The sequence below is a fragment of the Thalassolituus sp. UBA6592 genome (assembly GCF_002433655.1).
GTDB lineage: Bacteria > Pseudomonadota > Gammaproteobacteria > Pseudomonadales > Oceanobacteraceae > Venatoribacter.
Genome location: NZ_DJIO01000167.1, coordinates 1 through 21782, shown reverse-complemented (window position 1 = coordinate 21782; position 21782 = coordinate 1). Strand labels below are relative to the sequence as shown.

The 21782-nt window shown below is 53.3% G+C and carries 18 protein-coding genes; 5 read left to right on the top strand and 13 right to left on the bottom strand.

Annotation, left to right across the window (positions count from 1 at the left end):
* On the bottom strand, positions 1-1493 hold a 1493-nt coding region (locus tag B2Z72_RS17000; protein ID WP_297005367.1), incomplete at its 3' end, for an aldehyde dehydrogenase family protein.
* A gap of 230 nt (positions 1494-1723) precedes the next feature.
* Between B2Z72_RS17000 and B2Z72_RS16995 the strand changes: the two genes are divergently transcribed.
* The 4 genes from B2Z72_RS16995 (at position 1724) to B2Z72_RS16980 (ending at position 5130) form a co-directional block, all read left to right on the top strand.
* Positions 1724-2662: a helix-turn-helix domain-containing protein gene (locus B2Z72_RS16995; protein WP_296982577.1), complete on the top strand. Its 939-nt coding sequence runs from the start codon at positions 1724-1726 to the stop codon at positions 2660-2662.
* A 467-nt stretch (positions 2663-3129) separates the two neighbouring features.
* Complete coding sequence (locus B2Z72_RS16990; RefSeq protein ID WP_296982578.1) at positions 3130-3600, top strand: hypothetical protein; 471 nt, start codon at positions 3130-3132, stop codon at positions 3598-3600.
* 1 nt (position 3601) lies between these two features.
* Complete coding sequence (locus B2Z72_RS16985) at positions 3602-4501, top strand: hypothetical protein (protein WP_296982579.1); 900 nt, start codon at positions 3602-3604, stop codon at positions 4499-4501.
* A 410-nt stretch (positions 4502-4911) separates the two neighbouring features.
* Positions 4912-5130: a Nif11-like leader peptide family natural product precursor gene (locus B2Z72_RS16980; protein WP_296982580.1), complete on the top strand. Its 219-nt coding sequence runs from the start codon at positions 4912-4914 to the stop codon at positions 5128-5130.
* 49 nt (positions 5131-5179) lie between these two features.
* Here B2Z72_RS16980 and thiL read toward each other — a convergent pair whose 3' ends face one another.
* The 12 genes from thiL to B2Z72_RS16920 form a co-directional block, all read right to left on the bottom strand.
* Positions 5180-6133, bottom strand: coding sequence for a thiamine-phosphate kinase (thiL, locus tag B2Z72_RS16975; RefSeq protein ID WP_296982581.1), 954 nt, complete (start codon positions 6131-6133; stop codon positions 5180-5182).
* A gap of 41 nt (positions 6134-6174) precedes the next feature.
* The gene (gene nusB / locus B2Z72_RS16970; RefSeq protein ID WP_296982582.1) at positions 6175-6636 is read right to left on the bottom strand and encodes a transcription antitermination factor NusB; all 462 of its coding nucleotides are present in this window, start codon (positions 6634-6636) and stop codon (positions 6175-6177) included.
* 4 nt (positions 6637-6640) lie between these two features.
* Entirely contained in the window at positions 6641-7117 is a 477-nt protein-coding gene (gene ribE, locus B2Z72_RS16965) for a 6,7-dimethyl-8-ribityllumazine synthase (RefSeq protein WP_296982583.1), read from the bottom strand.
* A gap of 2 nt (positions 7118-7119) precedes the next feature.
* The gene (gene ribBA, locus B2Z72_RS16960) at positions 7120-8241 is read right to left on the bottom strand and encodes a bifunctional 3,4-dihydroxy-2-butanone-4-phosphate synthase/GTP cyclohydrolase II (RefSeq protein ID WP_296982584.1); all 1122 of its coding nucleotides are present in this window, start codon (positions 8239-8241) and stop codon (positions 7120-7122) included.
* Positions 8242-8251: 10 nt separating this feature from the next.
* A complete protein-coding gene (locus tag B2Z72_RS16955; protein ID WP_296982585.1) occupies positions 8252-8926 on the bottom strand; it encodes a riboflavin synthase in 675 nt (224 codons plus the stop codon).
* Between the two features lie 79 nt (positions 8927-9005).
* A complete protein-coding gene (gene ribD, locus B2Z72_RS16950) occupies positions 9006-10121 on the bottom strand; it encodes a bifunctional diaminohydroxyphosphoribosylaminopyrimidine deaminase/5-amino-6-(5-phosphoribosylamino)uracil reductase RibD (RefSeq protein WP_296982586.1) in 1116 nt (371 codons plus the stop codon).
* On the bottom strand, positions 10118-10603 hold the full coding sequence (gene nrdR, locus B2Z72_RS16945) for a transcriptional regulator NrdR (protein ID WP_296982587.1): 486 nt from the start codon (positions 10601-10603) through the stop codon (positions 10118-10120). Before nrdR ends, ribD begins: the two co-directional genes overlap by 4 nt.
* Positions 10604-10782: 179 nt before the next feature.
* On the bottom strand, positions 10783-13467 hold the full coding sequence (locus B2Z72_RS16940; protein WP_296982588.1) for a PKD domain-containing protein: 2685 nt from the start codon (positions 13465-13467) through the stop codon (positions 10783-10785).
* A 226-nt stretch (positions 13468-13693) separates the two neighbouring features.
* Positions 13694-14644: a metal-dependent hydrolase gene (locus B2Z72_RS16935; RefSeq protein WP_296982589.1), complete on the bottom strand. Its 951-nt coding sequence runs from the start codon at positions 14642-14644 to the stop codon at positions 13694-13696.
* Positions 14645-14954: 310 nt separating this feature from the next.
* Positions 14955-15293 carry a hypothetical protein gene (locus tag B2Z72_RS16930; RefSeq protein ID WP_296982590.1) on the bottom strand — a complete coding sequence of 113 codons (339 nt, stop codon included), beginning with the start codon at positions 15291-15293 and terminating at the stop codon, positions 14955-14957.
* A 166-nt stretch (positions 15294-15459) separates the two neighbouring features.
* Positions 15460-16722: a serine hydroxymethyltransferase gene (gene glyA, locus B2Z72_RS16925; protein ID WP_296982591.1), complete on the bottom strand. Its 1263-nt coding sequence runs from the start codon at positions 16720-16722 to the stop codon at positions 15460-15462.
* 189 nt (positions 16723-16911) lie between these two features.
* A complete protein-coding gene (locus B2Z72_RS16920; RefSeq protein WP_296982592.1) occupies positions 16912-21063 on the bottom strand; it encodes a sensor domain-containing protein in 4152 nt (1383 codons plus the stop codon).
* Positions 21064-21608: 545 nt separating this feature from the next.
* Here B2Z72_RS16920 and B2Z72_RS16915 point away from each other — a divergent pair.
* A partial coding sequence (locus tag B2Z72_RS16915; protein WP_414716709.1) for an ATP-binding cassette domain-containing protein occupies positions 21609-21782 on the top strand: 174 nt, incomplete at its 3' end.

The following is a 21782-nucleotide window of genomic DNA, read 5'->3' as shown; positions in this document are numbered from 1 at the left end:
TAGCTGACCAGCAGGTTCTTGGTCTGCTGGTAGTGTTCCAGAGCCATTTTGTGGGTTTCACGGCCGATACCGGATTTCTTGTAACCACCGAACGCTGCGTGTGCAGGGTACATGTGGTAGCAGTTGGTCCATACACGACCGGCCTGGATGTTGCGACCCATGCGGTAAGCACGGTTCATGTCGCGGGTCCATACACCGGCGCCCAGACCGAATTCGGTATCGTTAGCAATAGCCAGAGCTTCTGCTTCGTCTTTGAAGGTGGTTACAGAGATAACCGGGCCAAAGATCTCTTCCTGGAAGATACGCATGTCGTTGCGGCCAGCCATCATAGTTGGCTGAATGTAGTAACCTTTGGACAGGTCGCCTTCCAGAGCTTCGATGCCGCCACCCAGCAGAACTTCAGCACCTTCGGCTTTACCGATGGAGATGTAGTTCATGATGCGCTCGTACTGCTCTTCAGAAGCCTGAGCACCAACCTGAGTGTTGGTATCCAGCGGGTTACCGCGGATGATCTTGCCAGCGCGCTCAACGACCAGAGAGATAATGTCTTTGTAGACGCTTTCCTGAATCAGGGCACGGGAAGGACAGGTACATACTTCACCCTGGTTGAAGAACGCCAGAGTGATACCTTCCACACACTTGCTCAGGTAATCATCTTCGTGCTGCATAACGTCTTCGAAGTAGATGTTCGGAGACTTACCGCCCAGTTCTACAGTGCTTGGGATCAGAGAGTCAGCGGCACATTTCAGGATGTGCTGACCAACCGGAGTAGAACCGGTGAAAGCGATTTTAGCGATACGCTTGCTGGTGGCCAGAGCCTGACCAGCTTCTTCACCTACGCCGTTTACGATGTTCAGAACACCGGCTGGCAGCAGGTCAGAAATCAGTTCAGCCAGAACCAGGATAGAAGCAGGAGTCTGTTCTGCTGGCTTCATTACTACACAGTTACCGGCTGCCAGTGCAGGGCCCAGTTTCCATGCTGCCATCAGCAGTGGGAAGTTCCATGGAATGATCTGACCAACAACACCCAGAGGCTCGTGAATATGGTAAGCAACGGTGGTTTCGTCGATCTCTGCCATGGTGCCTTCCTGAGAACGTAGACAGCCGGCAAAGTAACGGAAGTGGTCAACAGCCAGTGGGATGTCAGCAGCCAGAGTTTCACGAACGGCTTTACCGTTGTCCCAGGTTTCTGCTACCGCCAGCGTTTCCAGGTTCTGTTCCATACGGTCTGCGATGCGCAGCAGGATGTTGGAACGTTCAGCAACTGAGGTTTTGCCCCAGCTTTCAAAAGCACGGTGAGCAGCGTCCAGCGCCAGCTCGATATCAGCACCGTCAGAGCGAGGAACCTGACAGAAAACCTGCCCGTTTACAGGACTTACGTTGTCCATGTAACGGCCATTAACCGGGGCTACCCATTCGCCACCAATAAAGTTTTGGTACTGTTGTTTGAATGTAACGACGGAATCGGCCGAGCCGGGATTTGCGTAGATCATGTTGTTGCTCCTTATTCTTATTTTCTGCCACCGATACTTAGGTATCAGTAGCAGAGCTTGAGGTAGCATATGCTATGTGATCTTATTACCACCTGCTTGCCTGACAGTCTGTTTTACTTTGCTGATTGTCCGGCGTTGCAAATGGATACAAATCACTAAAAAAGTACGGATTCGTAACAAAAAATAAGAAAAACAAGCAGATACTGCTGTTATTAAAGTCAGGAGCTGTTATGTCTTACAAAACACTGGCGCAATTAGCTACATCCAACCGGCATTCTGTGCTGGCCGGATCTGGCCCCTTATCCATGGTAGAAAACCGTACTGTGTTTGAAAGTCACGATGCTGATCTTTCGATTTATGACACTTTCTCCGCGGCAGAGCGGGTACGGCTGGATTCTGAAGAAATTCTGTACTGCGGCATGATGACCGGCAAAAAAGTGCTGCACGGTAAAAAACATTTCAATGCCACCTTCCTGCCGCACGAGTCATTTATTATGGCGCCGGGGGAAACCGTGGACATTGATTTCCCGGAGGCCACCGAAGAATGTCCGACGACCTGTCTGGCATTAGGTATTAGCCGCAATAAATTACGTGAAGTCTGCGATCGTCTGAATCAGAAAAACCCGCTACCGAAAGAACTCGGTGAATGGAATCCGGGTAACGATCACCTGTTGCATATGTTTCACACCGAAGCGACGCAGCAATTACTGGTGCGAATCGTCGACAGCTTCGTCAGCCACGACAGTGACCGCGATCTGGTGCTGGATCTGGGGGTAACGGAATTATTAACGCGTATGTTGCGCCAGCAGGGCAGAAACTTCTTACTGCACTGCGCGCGCAATGATCCGACCATGAGTGCCATGACGGATGTGGTGCGCCATATTGATCAGCACCTGGCTGATGCCATTGATATTGAGCAGCTGTGCAAAGTTGCCTGTATGTCGCGCAGTAAACTGTATGAGCAGTTCCGTCATGTGATGGGTACCGGACCGATGGAATACATTCAGCAGCGTCGTCTGGAAAAGGCGCGTGAACTGATTGCTGCCGGGCACAGCATTACCCAGAGCTGCTATGACGTTGGTTACGTGAACCTGAGTCATTTTTCCCGTCGTTTCCAGCAGCAGTACGGTTTATCACCGCGGGATTACCTGGCGTCGGTAAACGCTTAAAATTTTTAATTAATAGTTATGTTAATTATTTGTGTTGATTAGTGGGCCGGGAAATCATTCCCGGCTTTTTTGTTTCTGGCTTTTATTTTTCCAGCGGAATGATTTTTCTGGCTTTGCGCTTCAAAACCTGCCTGTACTTTGGTTTATCCTACTTTTGACGGGTGCTATTCAGGATCAATTCTTCTTTAGTTGACTTTATTGGCCATTGTTGTTCAAACGTCACTCAAAACGGCTTTGTTCTGCTTTCTTTACCGGGTAGCTGATTATATGATCCGCGGCGATTTTAATTGCGGATCGTTTGGGTATTCCATTAGCGGAATATTGCTGGCGGATCGCTGTATTTTACCCTCCGGAGCCAATAAAAAATGAATGCCTGACTGTTGTTGATTTCTTCTCTGTTTGTATCGCTTTCTGCTGCCGCTGATGAGGTCATCTTAGAAAATACATCCATCCAGAATTCATTGTGCGTGGGTGTTACCTGTATTGATGGTGAAGATTTTCAGATGGACACCGTGCGCCTGAAAGCGGATGCACCACAGATCGTGTTCCAGGACACCAGTAATTCAGGTGCATTTCCCAGCACTGATTGGCGTCTGGGTGTGAGCGACGACAACACAGGTGCGGCACCTTCTTTCTTTATTGAAAATGTGGATAGCGCGGAAAATGTGCTGGAAATTACCGCAGATGGCGATGTTGCGCTGGGTGTCGGGGCGGTTGCAGAAAGCGGAGCGGTATCGGTTGGTGCGGAGGGGGAAGAGCGCCGCGTTACTTTCGTGGCTGATGGCACCGAAGATACTGATGCTGTGAACCTGCGTCAGTTCAATGCTTACAAAGAGACCATCAATACCGAAGCAGTGGATGCTCAGGTCGCTGAGTTGCAGAGCCGTATTGATGCGTTGACTGCCCGTATTGAAGCACTGGCAGCACAAGGTAATTAAGATGAAGTTATTACCTTTTTACTCTATGGCTGCGGTGCTCTTGTATTCTGCATCCGGCAATGCGGCTGGCGACAGAATAATCAGCGATGACGCGATTGTTCAGGGTGGCCTATGCGTTGGGCAGGACTGTGTATCCGGTGAGTTATACAGCCATCCGCCGCTTAAACTGAAAGAAAATAATCTGCGGGTGCGGTTGACCGACACCAGTACGATCGCTGAACCCGTGCGGGTTGAAGGGCCAGACTACTATTATGAATACACCATTAACGATAGTTGGGTGCTGGTTGCCAATTCCTACGCCAACGGCGGAGCTAACTATTTTGCTATTGAGCGCACTACGATCGGGACTCTTTATTATCTGAGTGATGGTACCGCACCGAATTACATGTGCTATCAGAAAGGAACGAATTTTCCTTATCCTAATCCGTCAGAGGCAACGGCGGATGATATGGATATCGTGGTCGTAGGCGTTATTCCTGAGGGCGGGCAGTGGAAGACGCCTTACTGTAATTATCAGGTGGTTCCTCAACTCTTTAATGGTATTTACTTTGATCGGACCGATGGCGTTGCCATTGGCCGTGGTGCAGAAGTACTGGCGGGTACCGTGGCTTTGGGTAACGGCGAAAACCTGCGTCGTCTGGCACATGTCGCACATGCGCTGAATGATATGGATCTGCTCAGCGTTAAAGATATGAACGTCTATTCCGATCAGCAGGCAACGCTGGATCAGCTCAGTGATCAGCTGACTGAATTGGAAAACCTGGTGTATCTGCTGGAAAATCCAGAGCCAGGCACTGTCGGTAAGAGCCGTAGTGGTAGCTCTGGCGGTGCATTCAGCTGGTTATTGCTGTTGAGTGTTGCCGCACCTCTGCTGCGTCGCAGAGATCGTGTGCAAAGCTGATTGATTTGCGGATATTCTGCGGTCATCACAAAAGCCTGACAGGTTCGCTGTCAGGCTTTTTTTATGTCTGTTTTTGCCGCAATTTTCCAGCTTCTCTTTCAGCCCCTTTTTCTGATCTCTCTAATAAACTCTGTGCTGCTTTCTCTTCTGCTCTCTCTGTTGCTCTATATGGAGATAGAGGTCGGTATCCTTATGTGGAATATCTGACAAAATCGACGCGACTGTGCAGTTTCTGCCGCAGTTCTGTCCGGGATCGTACAAGCGGTACCTGAGATTTTTCCGTATTTAAATCTAACTGTCTGATAGATAAAGCGTTTTCTTTTGTGGGCGGAAACGCCAACACGGTCTGTTATTTGCTGAAGCCTGTATTGGCTGCAAAGCCTGTGTATTACCGTTAACAGGAGAATATTATGTCGCTGGATCAGATCACTGCATTTGCTACTAAAGCAAAAGAGGATGCAGAGTTGGGTGCACAGTTAAAAGCCTGTGTAAAAATGAAAGAAATGTTCGCACTGGCGCGGGACAATGGCTATCAGTTCGACGAAGACAGCCTGTATCCGCCCAATGAGCCTCAGTTTACGGAAGAGCAGTTATCCGAGCGTCTGGCCAAGGCTCTGTTACGCGCTTAAGGGCATCTCAGTTAAGCCTTATGGGCCTATACCTATGCCTGAGCCTGACTCAGAAATGCTGATAGCCGGTGCGGTGTAATGGCTGTTCTTCCCCCGATACCAGCAGCCGTACCGGCTTATCAGCATTCAGGGCAACCACTGTTCCTATGCGTGTGAGTTGCGGAAACTGATCGCTCAATGCGAGCAATGTTTCACGCTGACTGGCGGCTGCGGTAAACAGCAGCTGGTAGTCGTCACCGCCGCTGATGCAGGTATGAAAGTCTTCTGCTGTGGCTGTTTCCGGCAGGGGAATACGGTCGCCATCAATCTCCAGCGACAGTGCAGAATTACGGGCAATATGTCCGGCGTCCTGGATTAAACCATCGGAAATATCCATACAGCTGCTGGCCAGTGTGCGCAGTGCCATGCCGGCTTTAATCTGCGGCTCGGGGAAATAATAGGCTTTGGTTGTGGGCGAGTTTTCCGCCGGATTTTTTAATACCCGTGGCAATGCCAGGGCCGATGCCCCGATGACGCCGGATACCCAGATATCATCACCGGCTTGTGCGCCACTGCGCGTCAGAGCCTGATCAGCAGGCACAATCCCTTGCACGGCAATGGTGATCACCCGGGTTTTGCCGGATGTCGTATCGCCACCCAATAAATCGATCTGACAGGCACTGGCGGCGGCTTTTAAGCCTTCGCTGAATAATTGCAGCCATTGTGGATCTGCGTCCGGTAAGGTGAGGGCCAGATGAAATCCCTGAGGCTCTGCGCCCATGGCAGCAAGGTCGGATACCGCGCAACGTAATGCGCGCTGGGCAATTAAATCTGCCGGAGCGGCAGCCGGAAAATGTACGTCGGCCACCTGAGTATCAATACTCTGCGCCAACTGAAAACCGTGGGGAAGGGTGATAACCGAACAGTCATCACCAACACCCAGGCGGGTGTTGGTATTACGTGGAAATCCACTGGAAAAATACTGCCTGATTAAAGCAAATTCTCCGGAGCTTTGCTGGCTCATAGGATTTCCTTTTCAGCCGGTGTTTTACCACCGCTTTTTTATCAGCCGCGTGGACCGCGGATTTCTACGGAACGTTCGCGCTGTGCCAGTTTATCCAGTACACCGTTGATAAACTTGTGGCCATCGGTTGCGCCGAAGGTTTTGGCCAGCTCAACTGCTTCGTTGATTACCACTTTGTATGGCACGTCGATGCGGTGAATCATTTCAAAGGCACCGAGACGTACGATGGATAATTCAACCGGCGTCATTTCGTCCATACGACGGTCCAGCAGGGGAGCGACTTTTTCGTCCAGGGCGGTTTTTTCCCGTGGTACGCCGTGCAGCACGTCGTGGAAATATTCCATATCCACTTTGCTCATATCGTTATCTGCGCGGAATTCAGCTTCGATCTGTGCCAGGTTGGCACCTGCCAATTGCCACTGGTAGAGCGCCTGCACAGCGAAACGACGCGCTTTGCGTCGTGCCGCCGGGCTGGCTTTCTGATTGCCGGATGTGCGTGACATGCAATCAGGCCTCCATGGCTTTCAGCAGGGCAACCATTTCGAAAGCAGACATTGCTGCTTCTTCACCTTTGTTGCCTGCTTTGGTGCCTGAGCGTTCTACTGCCTGTTCGATGGTATCGACAGTCAGAACACCGAAGGAAACCGGAATACCCGCGTCCAGAGAAACGCTGGCCAGGCCTTTAACACATTCGCCGGCAACGTATTCAAAGTGTGGTGTACCGCCACGGATCACTGCACCCAGTGCGATAACGGCATCGTATTTACCGCAATCTGCTGCTTTTTTCACAACCAGTGGAATTTCAAACGCGCCTGGTGCACGGATGATGGTGATGTTGCTTTCTTCCACACCGTGACGCATCAGGGAGTCAACGGCACCTTCCAGCAGGCTTTCAACAACAAACGCATTCCAGCGGCCAACAACAATGGCGTATTTACCGTCGTTCGGGGTCAGGTTTCCTTCAATGGTTTCAATCTGTTTCATGATTATTTTCCGGTCTCGTAAGGGATGTATTCGCTGATCTCAAGTTCAAAGCCAGAGATACCGCTGTATTTCATTTCTGAGCTCAGCAGGCGCATTTGTTTTACGCCCAGTTCGCGCAGAATCTGTGAGCCTGTGCCCACAGTGAGGAAGGCGCCGGAGCTGTCTTTATTGGAGCTGCGCACTTTACGTGCACGGCCAAAAAAGTCGTCCAGAGCGTCTTCGATGTTTTCTGTCTGACCCGGTGACAGCAGCACCAGTACGCCTTTACCTTCTTTGGCAATGCGTTGCAGTGCTTCACCGCTGGACCAGCTGTCTGTGCCGTCTTTGCGCAGGCCCAGTACGTCGCGCAGCTGGTTGTTGGTCTGTACACGCACCAGCGTTGGCTCATCCGGCGTAATGTCACCCATGGTCAGCGCCAGGTGAGTTTCTTTCTGGATGCTGTCCTGGAAGGTGTGCAGGGTAAATTCACCGTATTCGGTGGTTACTGTCTGCTGTTCAACGGACTCAACGGTTTTTTCGTTAGCCAGACGGTAGTGAATCAGATCGGCGATGGTGCCGATTTTGATGTCGTGTTCTTCGCCGAATTTTTCCAGATCGGCGCGACGCGCCATGGTGCCATCCGGGTTGATCACTTCAACGATGGCTGCGGCCGGAATCAGGCCTGCCAGACGCGCCAGATCGCAACCGGCTTCGGTGTGACCGGCACGGCTTAATACACCGCCCGGACGGGCGCGCAGCGGGAAGATATGACCCGGCTGTACGATGTCTTCCGGTTTACCCATCGGGTTCACCGCGGCCAGAATGGTGCGCGCACGGTCAGCGGCAGAAATACCTGTGGTCACGCCTTCGGCGGCTTCGATGGATACGGTAAATGGCGTATCAAATTTGGCCCCGTTGCTTTGCACCATAGCGTGCAGACCAAGGAAATCACAACGCTCACCGGTTAATGGCAAACAGATCAGACCACGGGCTTCAGTGGCCATAAAGTTGATGATTTCCGGTGTTACTTTTTCTGCAGCAACAATAATATCGCCTTCGTTTTCGCGGTCTTCGTCATCCATCAGAATGACCATTTTACCTTCGCGAACATCAGCAATAATGTCTTCGATCTTGCTAAGAGCCATAATAAACCTGTTATTTCCAGAATCCGTTTTGCATTAAAAACGCCTGACTCAGTCCTGAGTTGGCGGCGCTGCTGTCTGTCTCTTTTCCTGCGTTACCGGATGTCAGCAGTTGCTCCAGGTAACGGGCGATAATATCCACTTCCAGATGCACCGGGCTGCCGACTTTGAGGTCGATCAGTGTGGTTTCACTGGCGGTGTGCGGCACAATGTTCAGCTCAAATCCTTCGCTGCCGAGATCATTGGCAGTCAGGCTGACACCATCGACGGTGATGGAGCCTTTGGCCGCGATGTATTTTTTCAGATGCTCAGGGGCACTGACGGTAAAGCGGATGGAACGGGCGTCCGCGGAACGTTTTTTAATGGTGCCGACACCATCCACGTGACCGGTAACAATGTGGCCACCCATGCGTGTGCTGGGGGTCATGGCCTTTTCCAGATTCACTTTGGTGCCACTGCTCCAGCGGTCGATCCAGGTGTGCGCAATGGATTCACGGGATACGTCCGCGACAAAGCCGTCGCCGGGTAATTCCACCACGGTCAGACACACGCCGTTGGTGGCGATGCTGTCACCCAGTTTGACGTCACTCAGGTCGAGTCCTGCGGTATGAATACGCAGTTTCAGGTCGCCCTGTTTGTTCTCGACGCTTTTTACTGAGCCTACGGCTTCGATAATTCCTGTAAACATCCTGCTTCTCCGGCCTGTTACATTGCCGGCCCTGTGTTAAAACTTCGTTATGTGTGACCGCGCCGGGCTGCCGTTTTTCTCAGCCGGGCTGAGTCAGGGTCAGGCGCAGATCGTTACCGACCTTGCGTACATCGGCCCACTGCCAGCGGATCTGTTCCGCCATGCTGTTCAGCCCCAAGGATAGCAGCGGACGGGCGTTGCTACCGAGTAACGTTGGTGCACAATAGAGTACCAGTTCATTCACCAGTCCGGCTTGCACAAATGCGCCTGCCAATTGGGCTCCGCTTTCGATCAATACTTCGTTATGACCGAGTTCGCCCAGATAGTGCAGCAGCGCGCTGAGATCCACTTTGTGGTCTGCGCCGACCGGGCTTTGCCAAATGCTCAGCTGACCCAGTGCCGGGTCACGCTGAATGTTCACGGCCGTGCTGTCGCTGACGGCGAGCAGAATATCGCCGCTTTGGGCGAAGATCTGTTCATCGCCGCGCAGGCGCTGGCGACCGTCGATGATCACGCGCAGCGGCTGCCGCCAGAGACGTTCTTCCTGCTCAATGCCGCTTTCCTGCGGGCGCACCGTCATCGACGGGTTGTCGATCAGAACGGAATCCGCACCGGTAAGCACTACACAGCTGCGCGCACGCAGACGCTGCACATCAGCCCGGGCCTGAGGACCGGTAATCCACTGGCTTTCGCCACTGGCCATGGCGGTGCGGCCATCCAGACTTTGTGCCAGCTTAACCCGGGTGTAGGGCAGGCCGGTCTGCATACGCTGCATAAAGCCTTTATTGATGGCGATTGCCTGACTTTCAAGGCAGGGCGTAATCACCTCGATTCCGGCCTCACGCAGCATGTTGTAACCACGACCCGCCACTAACGGGTTGGGGTCGGAGCAGGCACCGACCACACGGGCGACGCCGGCTTTGATCAGACCTTCAGCGCAGGGCGGGGTGCGGCCGTAATGGCTGCATGGCTCCAGCGTGACGTAAGCGGTCGCGCCGCGGGCCTGCTCTCCGGCCATACGTAAGGCATGCACTTCGGCATGAGGTTCACCGGCTTTCTGGTGCCAGCCTTCACCCACGATGGCACCGTCTTTGACGATGACACAGCCGACCCTTGGGTTCGGGCTGGTGGAGTACAGCCCCAGCTCTGCCAGTTGCAGGGCGCGGGCCATATAAAATTCGTGCGTCTGACTCATGCTTCTTCCTCGCGGGAAGCGCTCAGAGCAGACGGTGCGGAAATACGTTCAATTTCGGCACGGAATTCATCGAGATCCTGGAAGCTGCGGTATACCGAGGCAAAACGCACATAGGCGACCTGATCGAGCTGACGCAGTTCGGCCATCACACACTCGCCCAGCATACGGCTGGCAACTTCACGTTCGCCGCAGGCACGCAGTTGCTGTTTGATACGGACGATGGAGGCTTCGATATCTTCAACACTGACCGGTCGTTTTTCCAGCGCACGCTGGATGCCGGAGCGCAGTTTATCTTCGTTGAAGGGTTCGCGGGTGCCGTCCTGTTTGATGATGCGTGGCATCACCAGTTCGGCGGTCTCGAAGGTGGTGAAGCGTTCTCCACAGCTGATGCATTCCCGGCGACGACGTATCTGCTCGCCGTCTGCCACCAGACGTGAGTCGATAACCTTGGTTTCCTGATGTGTACAGAAAGGGCAATGCATAACTGGTAAAGAGCGGCTCGATGAATGAGAGCGCGGATTTTAAGGGATAAAGGGGGGAAGTACCAGCGCAGAACGCGCTGGTATGGGGTAGTTTTGTTAACGATTTGTTGGTCTTTTAGTTGGTCAGTCGGTTGGCCGGTCGTACAACCAGCCAGCCAACTAACAGATCAACCAGTCGATCAGTTAACCCGGGTGCCGACGATCAGGGCAATGGCATAGTTGGTATCCCCTGCCGGTAACACGTCGGTGGTCGAGTGATGACGCATGATTACCGTATCACCATCGGTACACAGACGGGCTCCATTTTCCGGCGTGTCGGTCAGCACGGTCAGGCAGCCCTCAGCATCAGTGACGGCGCTGGCCAGTGAGAATTCCAGCGTACGCGTGCCTGCCGATGAGGTTTTTGAGTAGCGCAGGCCGTCGGTCGCCGTGCTGTCAGGGTATGCCGTGGCACGCTTACCGCTCAGAGTAAGAGTCAATAATGGGGTGCTGCCACTGTCGTCTATCGTCAGGGTGCCGTATTCGCTGCGGATACCGAATGAATAACCGGGAACGGAATCATCATAGAGGCTGAAGTAGCTTTGAGAACCGACCGAGAAGGAGGCGCCACCGAGGTCGATGTTCTGCTCCGGAGAGCGCAGGAAAACCGCCACGCTGTTGGCGCTGTAAAACTGAGTGCCAGCGGAGAAATCCGTAGCGCCCGGGTCTGAAGTTACGTCGTTATTCCAATGCAGTGAAGTGAGCACGATGGCTGACTGATCGGATGCCAGCAGGGCTGACGTATAAGCACCATCATCATCGATTCCAGCCTGCGGCTCATCCGAGACAAAGCGACCCTGATTGAAGCTGTAGGTTTCCGCTTCCGGCAGGGACTGGTTGTCGAAAAACCCTTCCAGATTCATATAGCCGAGCACGCCAGGACGACCGAACATTTCGACATTGCCATTTTCAGTGGCTTGCAGATTACCCTGAGCATCAAAGTCAAAGCGTGAGTCAAAGGCATTTACTTCAACCTGTGTACCTTCGCCGCTGTCGCGTACCCCCACCTCCAGCTCAAAGCCGTTATAGGCCGCATCGCGGATAATATCGCTGCCGGTCTGGTCATTCACCCGGCCAAGGGCCAGATTCAGGTTTTCCATACCACTGAAGCGCAGATCGGTGAGATCCGGTTGGCCATTCACCAGAGCGTAGTCCAGCGTGCCCTGGGCACCAAAACCAAAGAACAGGCTCTGATCCTGGCTGACCGGAATCAGGCGCAGGGTAAAGGCGCTGTCGATATGGTATTCCGCTTCCACTTCGGCGCTTTCCGGCACATTAATAGTGGCAATACCAGAGGCTTTAACCGCCAGTGGTGCCGAGAAGCCATCACCGGGTTCGTTGAAGACTTCGGTATAAATATCCGGGAAGTTAGGGTCAGACAGATTGCCTTCAATGATGGAGCTGGTGTCGCTGAAGTCAGCTGTTTCCTGCAGAACAGAACCGTCACCATCCGTGCTGATATTAAAGACACCGCCGTCTTCCGTTTCGTTACGCAGCAGGATGGCATAAGGCGTCGCGCGCAGTTCCAGGCGGCGCGAGGCATAGTTGATGTGGTAGTTTCCATCCAGCGCGGAGCCGACAATGGTCGGAGCCTGCACGCTCAGAGTCATGGCTGATGAGCTTTGCAGGTTTGTTACGCCATCTGTGACCTGCACCGTGATGCGGTAATTGCCTTCGGTCAGCGGAGCGGTGAAGGTGGTACTGGCAGAGGTGCCGAAGGTCAGGCCGGGGGCATTACTGCTCCAGCTGTAGGCGATACTCTGGCCGGCGATGCCCTGAATGGCGCTGGCGCTCAGCGTTACGCTGGCGCCGGGTTCGACGGTGCGGTTGCTGCCCAGAGTAACGACCGGTGGGACTTTGTTGGTGTAGGTGTCGTTCTCTTCGATGGCGTTGATTTCTGCCTGAATGGCATCAAACTCCGTGGTGGTGTTGCCCAGGGCTACAGCGCTGTCAATCAGTGCCTGCAGAGTGGGCACGTCGTTTGCGGACTTCCACAAAATCTGCCCGACTTCACCGTTGCTGGTAATGGCGGCGATAAAGTCGTCGATAACGACATCGACCGTTGTAGGTCTGTCTTTCGCAATGCGCACAAAGGCTGCGTTCAGGGCGCCATACACATCGTCGCCTTCGTCGGCATCATCCACCAGGTTATCCGGAGTATCACCGGTCAGATCGGTGCTGGCTGGCATACCGAAAATGGCGCGGATCTGAGCTTCGGCCCGGGCAGCCTGCTCGGCCGGGGTAAAGTCACCGCCGTAGGCCTGTTGCAGGGCGCTCATCAGATAGCTGATGGCGGTCACATTGATGATACGGGAGCCTTCTTCGTCGATCACAGTGCTGTCGAAGTTAGCCACGGATTCGAGGCGGAAGTTCGCTGGCATTGGGTAGAATTCGCCTACACCTACGTTACCGCCATCAACATAACAGGCGTCAGCATCTCCATCCGGAGAATTAAGGTTGTCACACTGCAATTCCGCACCATCCTGATAGCGGATCACCAGCTTCACCAGACCAGATGGCGGCGTACTGTCTTCAAAATCAAAGTTGTACTGACCACGGGCATCTGTGGTGGCGGTAGCGACCGGCGTGCTGGCAAAATCGCCACTGCTTTCATTCAGCGGGAAAAGCTCCACCAGAGCACCGACGGCCAGGCCTTTAATGGCCAGACCGGTAAGGCTGACACGGTCAACCTGTTCGGTTGGTGCCGGTTCTTCCGGTTCCGGCGTATCGTCGTTATCGGAGCCACCGCCGCCTCCGCCACCACCGCTGCAGGCGGCAATAGCTGCGGTCAGAACCAGCACGGAAAGGTGTTTGGGCAGTGGCATAACGAACTCCTTATCATCTTCTGAGACGCCATCCCTGTCAGCGCCCGGTGTTGTGTCGAGGGGCAACGGAAACAGGCAATGCGCATGGCGTAATTGGTCTGGAGAAGTATGGGGAGGAGAGGGACAAAGTCTATCGCAATTGACCCTATTGTTAGATGCCGCAGCAGGTGGCAGACCTGTACGAATTTCTCAGCAATTATTCGTACAGGCCTGTTTTCAGAGAAGTTTAACCGGCGCTGCGCAGCTTAATCTGGTCGGCCAGCATGCCGCCCGGGCGAAGCATCTTTTCGCGCCAATCGTCCAGCAGCTGAACAGTATCGTGCTGACTTGGGTGAAAGCCCGGGCGGAAGAAGTCGAGGTACTGCGGCAGCAGTTTCGGGAACAGGCCGCGCGGCCCCCACAGATACCAGAAACCTTTCAGATTGCCTTTGATATCAAACAGTTTTCTGTCTGCAGCCAGCAGGCGCAGGTGGCCGGAGCCAACGACGGCAAAGAAAAACAGGGTGACGACCAGCATGGTGAGGATGCGGTGCAGATAGCCGCCGCCGACCTGGCGGTAGACATCGTATGCCACGACTTTGTGTTCGTTCTCTTCCAGCGCATGCCACATCCACAGCTTGAGTGCTTCCGGGTCCTGAATATTGGCCTGATGAGACGGGTCGCGCAGTAACTGTTCAGCCAGAATCGCGGTGTAATGCTCCAGTGCGACGGTCACTGCCAGCTGGTGCTTCTTCGGCAGTGTGCGCCGGGCAAAGCGCAGCAGCACACCGAGTTCTTTATCCAGCTTGCCCGCGGGCAGACCGTGTTTCTCCGCCAGGTCATTGAAGGCTTTATGTTCTTTGCTGTGCATGGCTTCCTGACCGATAAAGCCGGTGATCTGATCTTTCAGCAGCGGGTCGGTGATGTCTTTGCGGTAGTTGCGCACCGAATCGACGAAGAAGGTTTCCCCTTCCGGGAACAGCGCTGACAATGTGCTCCAGAAGGTGGTCAGAAACGGGCTGTTGCGATACCAGTAGCGCTGGGTGTTATCGGCGAATTCGAAATCCATACGCCGTGGTGGAATCCCGGCACGTTCGCCTGCGGTCATGCGCTTTACTGGTTTTTCTGATGCTGGTGCTGACGCTGATGTGATGTTGCACGCGTTGTGTTCACTGTTCGCTGAGGCTGAGTGAGTCATACCGACCTCCGGTTATCCTGTTTATTATCGTTATGGCAGCTGTGGGCAGCTGACAGGTTTAGCGTTGAGTTCAGAGTTAACGCACTCAGATTAACCAGCGGGAGATAAGGGCGGGAGGTAACAGCCGGACAAAATAACGTGGCTGATCGCGTGGCGGAAATACGTGGCAGAGGGCACAGGGTGAGATAGGGGATCTGGCGCAGCAGTGCACTGGCAGAAATGGCAGAACTGCACCTGCAGCAGGGAAATAGCCTGTTTTATGACCCCAGGACTGGCGGGGTGATTTTCCGCCAGTGGGTCATGTTCGCCGTCAGGCCTTGCTCAGAGAGCGCTGAGCAAACAGCCCGTTGAGGCGTTCCGGCAGGCTGGTTTTGGCTGGCTGATAATCGTCAATGATGCCCCATTTACTGAACTGTCCGACGCAGAAGCCTTTGCTCAGGTCGTTGTAGTAAATGCAGGATTTGCCCATCACGGCGATAACCCAGAAGCCACAGACTTCATCGGCCCAGGGGTGTTGTTGCCAGAGTTCAGGACGCGGCAGGCGGGACAGACTCCAGAAGCCGTGGGAGGCTTCATCCAGCATGCTTTCAGCATCGCTGAGCATGTTGCTGAGGTCAGTTTCAGATAACGGCTTGGGCATATCAGACATAGTTATTCTCCGGATATGAACAGCGTGGGAACAGAACTGTAATCTGGCGATGCTATGACATTCCAGTGACATTTTAATGACAAACGGAACATCAGTACTTTTACTGATGTATAAAAAAACCCGCGGCGGATGGTTCCGGAGCGGGCTTTTTTACATCAGTTCAGGCTTATTTATAAACCGGGAACTGTTCGCACAGAGCGATTACTTTGGCCTGAACTTCGGCTTCGGCGGCGGCGGAATCACCGGATTCCAGACCGTCCAGCACGTCACAGATCCAGCCAGTCAGCTGAATAGCCTGCTCTTCTTTGAAACCACGGCTGGTGATGGCCGGAGAGCCAATACGCAGACCAGAGGTTACGAACGGTGAGCGTGGATCGTTTGGCACAGAGTTTTTGTTCACAGTGATGTTGGCGCGGCCCAGAGCAGCGTCAGCGTCTTTACCTGTGTACTCTTTACCGATCAGATCTACCAGGAACAGGTGGTCGTCGGTACCGCCGGACACGATGTTGATGCCGCGTTCCATAAAGGTTTTCGCCATCGCCTGAGCATTTTTCAGCACCTGCGCCTGATACTCTTTGTATTCTGCGCTCATGGCTTCTTTGAAGCACACTGCTTTAGCCGCGATGATGTGCATCAGCGGGCCGCCCTGGGATTCAGGGAATACAGCGAAGTTCAGTTTCTTCTGCAGCTCTTCATCGTCTTTGGCCAGAATCAGACCGCCACGTGGACCACGCAGGGTTTTGTGGGTGGTGGTGGTGACGACGTCCGCGATGCCAACCGGTGATGGGTACTGACCGGCAGCGATCAGACCAGCAACGTGGGCCATATCAACAAACAGGTAAGCGCCAACTTCATCGGCGATGTCACGGAAACGCTGCCAGTCAACGACGCGTGAGTAGGCAGAGAAACCGGCAACGATCATTTTTGGCTTGTGTTTACGGGCCAGACGCTCAACTTCGGCGTAGTCGATTTCGCCGGTTTCCGGATTCAGACCGTACTGAACCGCGTTGTAGATACGGCCAGAGAAGGATACGGAAGCACCGTGAGTCAGGTGACCACCGTGCGCCAGGCTCATGCCCAGGATGGTGTCGCCAGGCTGACACAGCGCGAAGTAAACCGCGGCGTTGGCCTGCGAACCTGAGTGCGGCTGTACGTTGGCATACGGCGCACCGAACAGTTCTTTGGCGCGGTCGATGGCCAGTTGCTCGATCACGTCAACATGTTCACAACCACCGTAGTAACGCTTGCCCGGATAACCTTCGGCGTACTTGTTGGTCAGCTGAGAGCCCTGAGCTTCCATGACACGTGGGCTGGTGTAGTTTTCGGAGGCGATCAGCTCGATGTGATGCTCCTGACGGGCATCTTCGGCTTTCATCGCGGACCACAGTTCCGGGTCAAAATCCGCTATGTTCATATCACGGCTAAACATCAGGGCGTCCTCTTTATTAAGGGGTAAGATCTGGTTCAAATCGGAAAGGCGGGCATTCTAGCGCAAACTGTTCAGCATGGCACATGAGAAGCTGTCACTATGGGTGTGAAATCCCTTCACGATGGGCCTGCCGTCCGCTATGGGAAGGCCCAATGTTGAGTGCTTTATGAGCAGACAGGATCAGCCACTTCAGTGAGTGGCAGCGGGCAATTGCAGTAATTCTTCCAGTTGCTCTGCCGGCAGTGGCCGGCTGAACAGGAAGCCCTGAACTTCTTCACATTCTGCCGAAATAAGAAACTCCTGCTGGGCAGAGGTTTCCACGCCTTCAGCTATCACGCCCATGCCGAGGTTGTGGGCCATGGCAATAATGGTGCGGGTGATCTGCGCGTCGTCCATATTCTGCGGCAGGTTCTGAATAAAGCTGCGGTCGATTTTCAGAATATCCACTGGGAACTGCTTCAGATAATTGAGCGAAGAATAGCCGGTGCCAAAATCGTCGATGGCCGTGCGGACACCGATTTTCCGCAGCGCCGTCAGTACGCCCAGAGTGTGCGACACGTCATCCATCAGAATGCTTTCGGTCAGTTCCAGTTCGAGCTGATATGGCTGAATACCGGCATCGCGGATGGCATCTTTTACCACCTGAATAAAGCCATCGTGTTTGAACTGACGGGCGGAAACGTTAACCGCAATGCGCTTAACGGCCAGACCATGTTGCTGCCAGAAGGCGAATTTTTTACAGGCCTGTTTTAATACCCATTCGCCGATGGGGACGATCAGGCCTGTGTCTTCAATAATCGGAATAAAAATGCCCGGTGGCAGCAGACCTTTTTGAGGATGGTTCCAGCGTAACAGCGCTTCGGCACCGACTACGCTGCCACTGAGTGCCTGATACTGAGGCTGAAACCACAGCTCAAGTTCATTGCGTGCCAGTGCCTGATGCAGGTCGTTTTCCAGCTCCATCAGCTCAACCGCTTTGGCGTTCATTTTTTCATCAAAGAACTGCACATTATCGCGGCCCATATTCTTGGCGTAATACATGGCCATATCTGAATATTTGAGCAGTTCAAGCACGTCGTCACCATCATGGGGGAAAACGGAAATACCGATACTGGCGCTGATAAAGACTTCCCGCTGCTGCAGCAGATACGGTTTATTCAGGGTGTGTAATATCCGCTCGGCAACTTTCAGGGCCATATCACTGGCCTGATTACTGTCGTTGAGTCCACCGATTGCCAGAGTAAATTCGTCGCCGCCCATACGGCAGACCAGATCGTCTTTTTTGGTACATTCCTGCAGGCGTTGGGCAACCTGTTTCAGTACCTGATCACCGGCCGGATGGCCCATGGAATCGTTGATCGGTTTGAAGCGGTCGAGGTCGATAAACAGCAGGGCGACACACTGATCTGCGTCTTTGGCGTGGCGGATCATACTGTCCAGACGTTCATGCATCTGCGTACGGTTTGGCAGGCCGGTCAGCGGATCAAAATACGCCAGTTTATGAATGCGTTCTTCAATCACTTTGCGTTCGGTGATATCCGACATAATGATGATCAGACTCTGCAGTTGCTGATCTTTATCGCGGATGGCGGTAATACCGGCCCAGCCAGTGCGGATTTCATCATCCATGCAGCGGTAAAACACTTCGCCCTGCCAATAGCCATCATTCACCAGGGCATGACGGATATTATCCAGGAAGGTAGTACCGTGACGTTCCCGGGAAATCAGAAAGTCCGGGGTTTTGCCAATCACGTTGTCACATGGGAAGCCGGTTATGGCGTGGAAAGCGCGGTTGGCGTTGGCGATGTGCATGTCGCTGTCGGTAATGATGATGGCCTCGTTACTGTTGGCGAATACTTCCGCTGCCAGTCTCAGCTCCTGTTCCAGAGCACGGGCTTCGCCGACATCGCGACAGATGCCGAGAATACCTTCCAGTTCGTTGTCTTCATTCCACAGTGGTGATGCCTGCAGTTCCAGTAAAACGGATTCACCGCTTTTGGTCGTGGCCTGAATATCGAAGCGGATCTGACCCTTTTCATTGCCGCAACGAAGCGGATTAGTTTTTGCGTCTTCCAGCATGGCGCGCATATCACGCACCATGCCGCGGATATCACTGCGCTGGAAAATGGCTTTTACACCTTCACCCAGCAGTTCGTCCTGTTTATAACCGAGCAGGCGTTCGACCGAGGAGCTTACAAAGTTAAAGTTGAGGTTAAGATCGGAAGCCCAGATAACGTCGCTGATATTTTCAGCAAGCAAACGATAACGGCTTTCAGAATCAATCAGCTGCTGACGTTTGCGGGCTTCGTCAGTTACGTCGCGGACACTGCCAATATAGCGTGTGACCAGACCATTTTCGTCAAAGCGGATCGGCGTATCGAGGGATTTTAATACCCGCTCACTGCCATCGTAGTGCAGGAACACAACTTCAGCTTCACGGGTTTCGCCGGGCTTCATATGGCGGTTGCCCCAGATATTCTTTTTGATAGTTTCCAGCTGTGACGGCGGCGCAAAATCCAGCCAGCTGGTGGTGCCATCGCGGACTTCATCCGGGTAGCCAAGCATGACCGATACATCACGGTTACGGTAAACGGTTTTCGGACGCAGGGTTTCATCCATATCGATCACATAAATGACATCCGGCATGCTGGTGGTGATGCTTGACCAGAAAACTTCCCGTTCGCGGATCTGATTGGTCGCCTGTTTGCTTTCGGTAATGTCCATCAGTGTGATCAGAACATGATTTTTCTGCCCTGAGTGGAGGCTCAGGTTGATCCAGAAATCCCGGGTGACACCGTCAAAACAATGCAGCTGTATTTCGACTTCGGTGCTGGGTAATTGCAACTCTATGGCACGCTGCAGTGCACCGATAAATTGTGGGTTTTCACTGTTTGTATCGAGATGGGAAAAATTCTTCAGCAGATAGTCGCGGTCCGGCGCGCCGGACATTCGTACGGCAGAATCATTAATCTGTACAATTTTAAGGTCGCGGATATTGCCGTGGAAATCTGACAGATCAATCACGCAGTGCGCAACACCGGATTCTTCAAACAGTGCTTTGTAGCGTTGCTGACTGTTCAGCATGGCCTGGCTGACGTGTTCAGCATCGGTAATATCACGCAGCAGCCAGACAATGCCGCTGATTTTTTTCTGTTCGTACAGTGGGTTGTATTGCTGTTCGAGAATGCGCTCTTCTTTACCTATCGCGATGGCCATGCGCCGGCCGCTGTCGGCCAGCATTTCCAGCTCCTCCGACGAAAGTCCGCGGTTCCATAATGCCTGTTTATGCGGCCATACCGCGGACAGATATTTACCGATAAATTCACGGCTGCCGAGCTCCATTAACAGCGCGGCCCCTTTGGGGTTAACGTAATCAATAACGCCTTGTGAATTGGTTGAAATTAATGCGTCATCAATGGATGCCAGTACCCGGTCTGCACGCTGTTCTGTTTGTCGCTGACTGGCCTGAATCATTTTTGCTTTGCGTTGCTGGCGACTCATGACCAGCCACAGAATAACGGTGAGGATGGCAAAGGTGCCTAAAATCAGCAGCGGCGACAGCAATCGTTCAGTGATGCCTGGGTTGGTGCTGTCTTTTACCGGCAGGGCGGCGACATCCCAATGCGTGTGGGGAATATGGGTGCGGAATATAAAGGCGTTACTTTCTGCGCTGGTCAGTGGCGGCTGATTTTCTGAGTCGGCAAAATATTGCGCGCGAATGCTGATGCTTTCGGTGCGGTTGTCGATCAGCAGCATTTCAAAACCGGGAAAGTGGCCGTCGTAAATAATCTGCGACAGCTGGCCGTATTCCCGGCGACTGATCAGTACATAGCTTTTGCCGTTGCTGGCGGTAAAGCGGGTGAAGGCGTAAAAGCCGCCTTTTACGCCATAGCGCAACTGAAACAGGCCGTGTTGGTCGTCACTCAGTGTTAGATTGACATAAATATCAGCGACTTCATTCACGCTGAGCGAATCACCTCGCTGAAAGAGATAGTTGCCGTCGCTGTCGAACAGAATAAAACCGCTGATACTGAAAATCGGCTGCTGCATTTCAGCCCACAGCTGATCGCGGGCCTGTTGGCTACCGGCAGCTGCCTGCACAAATTGTTCTTTGTAGGCTTTAACGAAGGTGATATTGGCAGAGATTCCGGCCTGCGCCAGCTGGCCTGCCTGCTGGGCGTAATTAGTCAGCGTCTGCCGGACTTCGGAGGTATGCATCATCCTTTCCTGCTGGTACGACTGCCAGCTGGTCCAGCCAAGAACCGCGGAGAGCATCAGGAAGCTGAGCACGAATAACGGAATATTCAGCAGACCGGAAAAACGCGGTTCCTTCTGATCCATTGATGAAAACGTATTGTTTCGCATTCGCGCCTTCAATCCCCTGAAGTTTTTGTGTGCAATCTCAGTATAGCCTGAGTCTGGAAGGGTTAAACCGTTTGTATTAAGCACTGCGTCGCAGTTTATGCATGCGCTGGCGCGGAATAGCCAATGGCTGTGAGCCTGCCGCGTTGATGCGGATTTTCTTTTTGCCTTAAACAGACACCCGGCATGCTCTTAATGGCACAAGTAGCTGCTATGACGGTACGATTCTGTCGGATTATGAAGCAACTGCGGTGCAATTACGCCAGATCAGGTATATATCTTCCCGGTTATGTGAATCTCAGGCAATAGACTTGTTGCCGGCAGAATAAGTTACAATTAGGGCAAATAATCGGGCGGGTCTGGCGCAGTGTCGTCAGGCGTTGCTGTTAAGTACGGCTACCGCCGGTTTTTATTTCGCTACGGACATGGCTGTTGATCACTGCGGTTGCCTTACGCGCGGCTTTTGAGTAGCGTTGCCGGCAACTGAAACGAGGTAAATTTACATGGCACAATACGTTTTCACTATGAATCGACTGGGCAAGATTGTTCCGCCCAAGCGTCAGATTCTGCGTGATATTTCTCTGTCTTTTTTCCCTGGCGCCAAAATCGGCGTACTGGGTCTGAACGGCTCCGGTAAGTCTACGCTGCTGAAAATCATGGCGGGTCTGGATAATGACATTATTGGTGAGGCACGCCCG

Coding starts and splice junctions, on each gene's coding strand:
- B2Z72_RS16995 (WP_296982577.1), top strand. CDS start 1,724: ATGTCTTACAAAACACTGGCGCAATTAGCTACATCCAACCGGCATTCT.
- B2Z72_RS16920 (WP_296982592.1), bottom strand. CDS start 21,063: ATGGATCAGAAGGAACCGCGTTTTTCCGGTCTGCTGAATATTCCGTTA.
- glyA (WP_296982591.1), bottom strand. CDS start 16,722: ATGTTTAGCCGTGATATGAACATAGCGGATTTTGACCCGGAACTGTGG.
- thiL (WP_296982581.1), bottom strand. CDS start 6,133: ATGAGCCAGCAAAGCTCCGGAGAATTTGCTTTAATCAGGCAGTATTTT.
- B2Z72_RS16985 (WP_296982579.1), top strand. CDS start 3,602: ATGAAGTTATTACCTTTTTACTCTATGGCTGCGGTGCTCTTGTATTCT.
- B2Z72_RS16980 (WP_296982580.1), top strand. CDS start 4,912: ATGTCGCTGGATCAGATCACTGCATTTGCTACTAAAGCAAAAGAGGAT.
- ribD (WP_296982586.1), bottom strand. CDS start 10,121: ATGAGTCAGACGCACGAATTTTATATGGCCCGCGCCCTGCAACTGGCA.
- B2Z72_RS16930 (WP_296982590.1), bottom strand. CDS start 15,293: ATGTCTGATATGCCCAAGCCGTTATCTGAAACTGACCTCAGCAACATG.
- B2Z72_RS16955 (WP_296982585.1), bottom strand. CDS start 8,926: ATGTTTACAGGAATTATCGAAGCCGTAGGCTCAGTAAAAAGCGTCGAG.
- B2Z72_RS16935 (WP_296982589.1), bottom strand. CDS start 14,644: ATGACTCACTCAGCCTCAGCGAACAGTGAACACAACGCGTGCAACATC.
- ribE (WP_296982583.1), bottom strand. CDS start 7,117: ATGAAACAGATTGAAACCATTGAAGGAAACCTGACCCCGAACGACGGT.
- B2Z72_RS16940 (WP_296982588.1), bottom strand. CDS start 13,467: ATGCCACTGCCCAAACACCTTTCCGTGCTGGTTCTGACCGCAGCTATT.
- ribBA (WP_296982584.1), bottom strand. CDS start 8,241: ATGGCTCTTAGCAAGATCGAAGACATTATTGCTGATGTTCGCGAAGGT.
- nrdR (WP_296982587.1), bottom strand. CDS start 10,603: ATGCATTGCCCTTTCTGTACACATCAGGAAACCAAGGTTATCGACTCA.
- nusB (WP_296982582.1), bottom strand. CDS start 6,636: ATGTCACGCACATCCGGCAATCAGAAAGCCAGCCCGGCGGCACGACGC.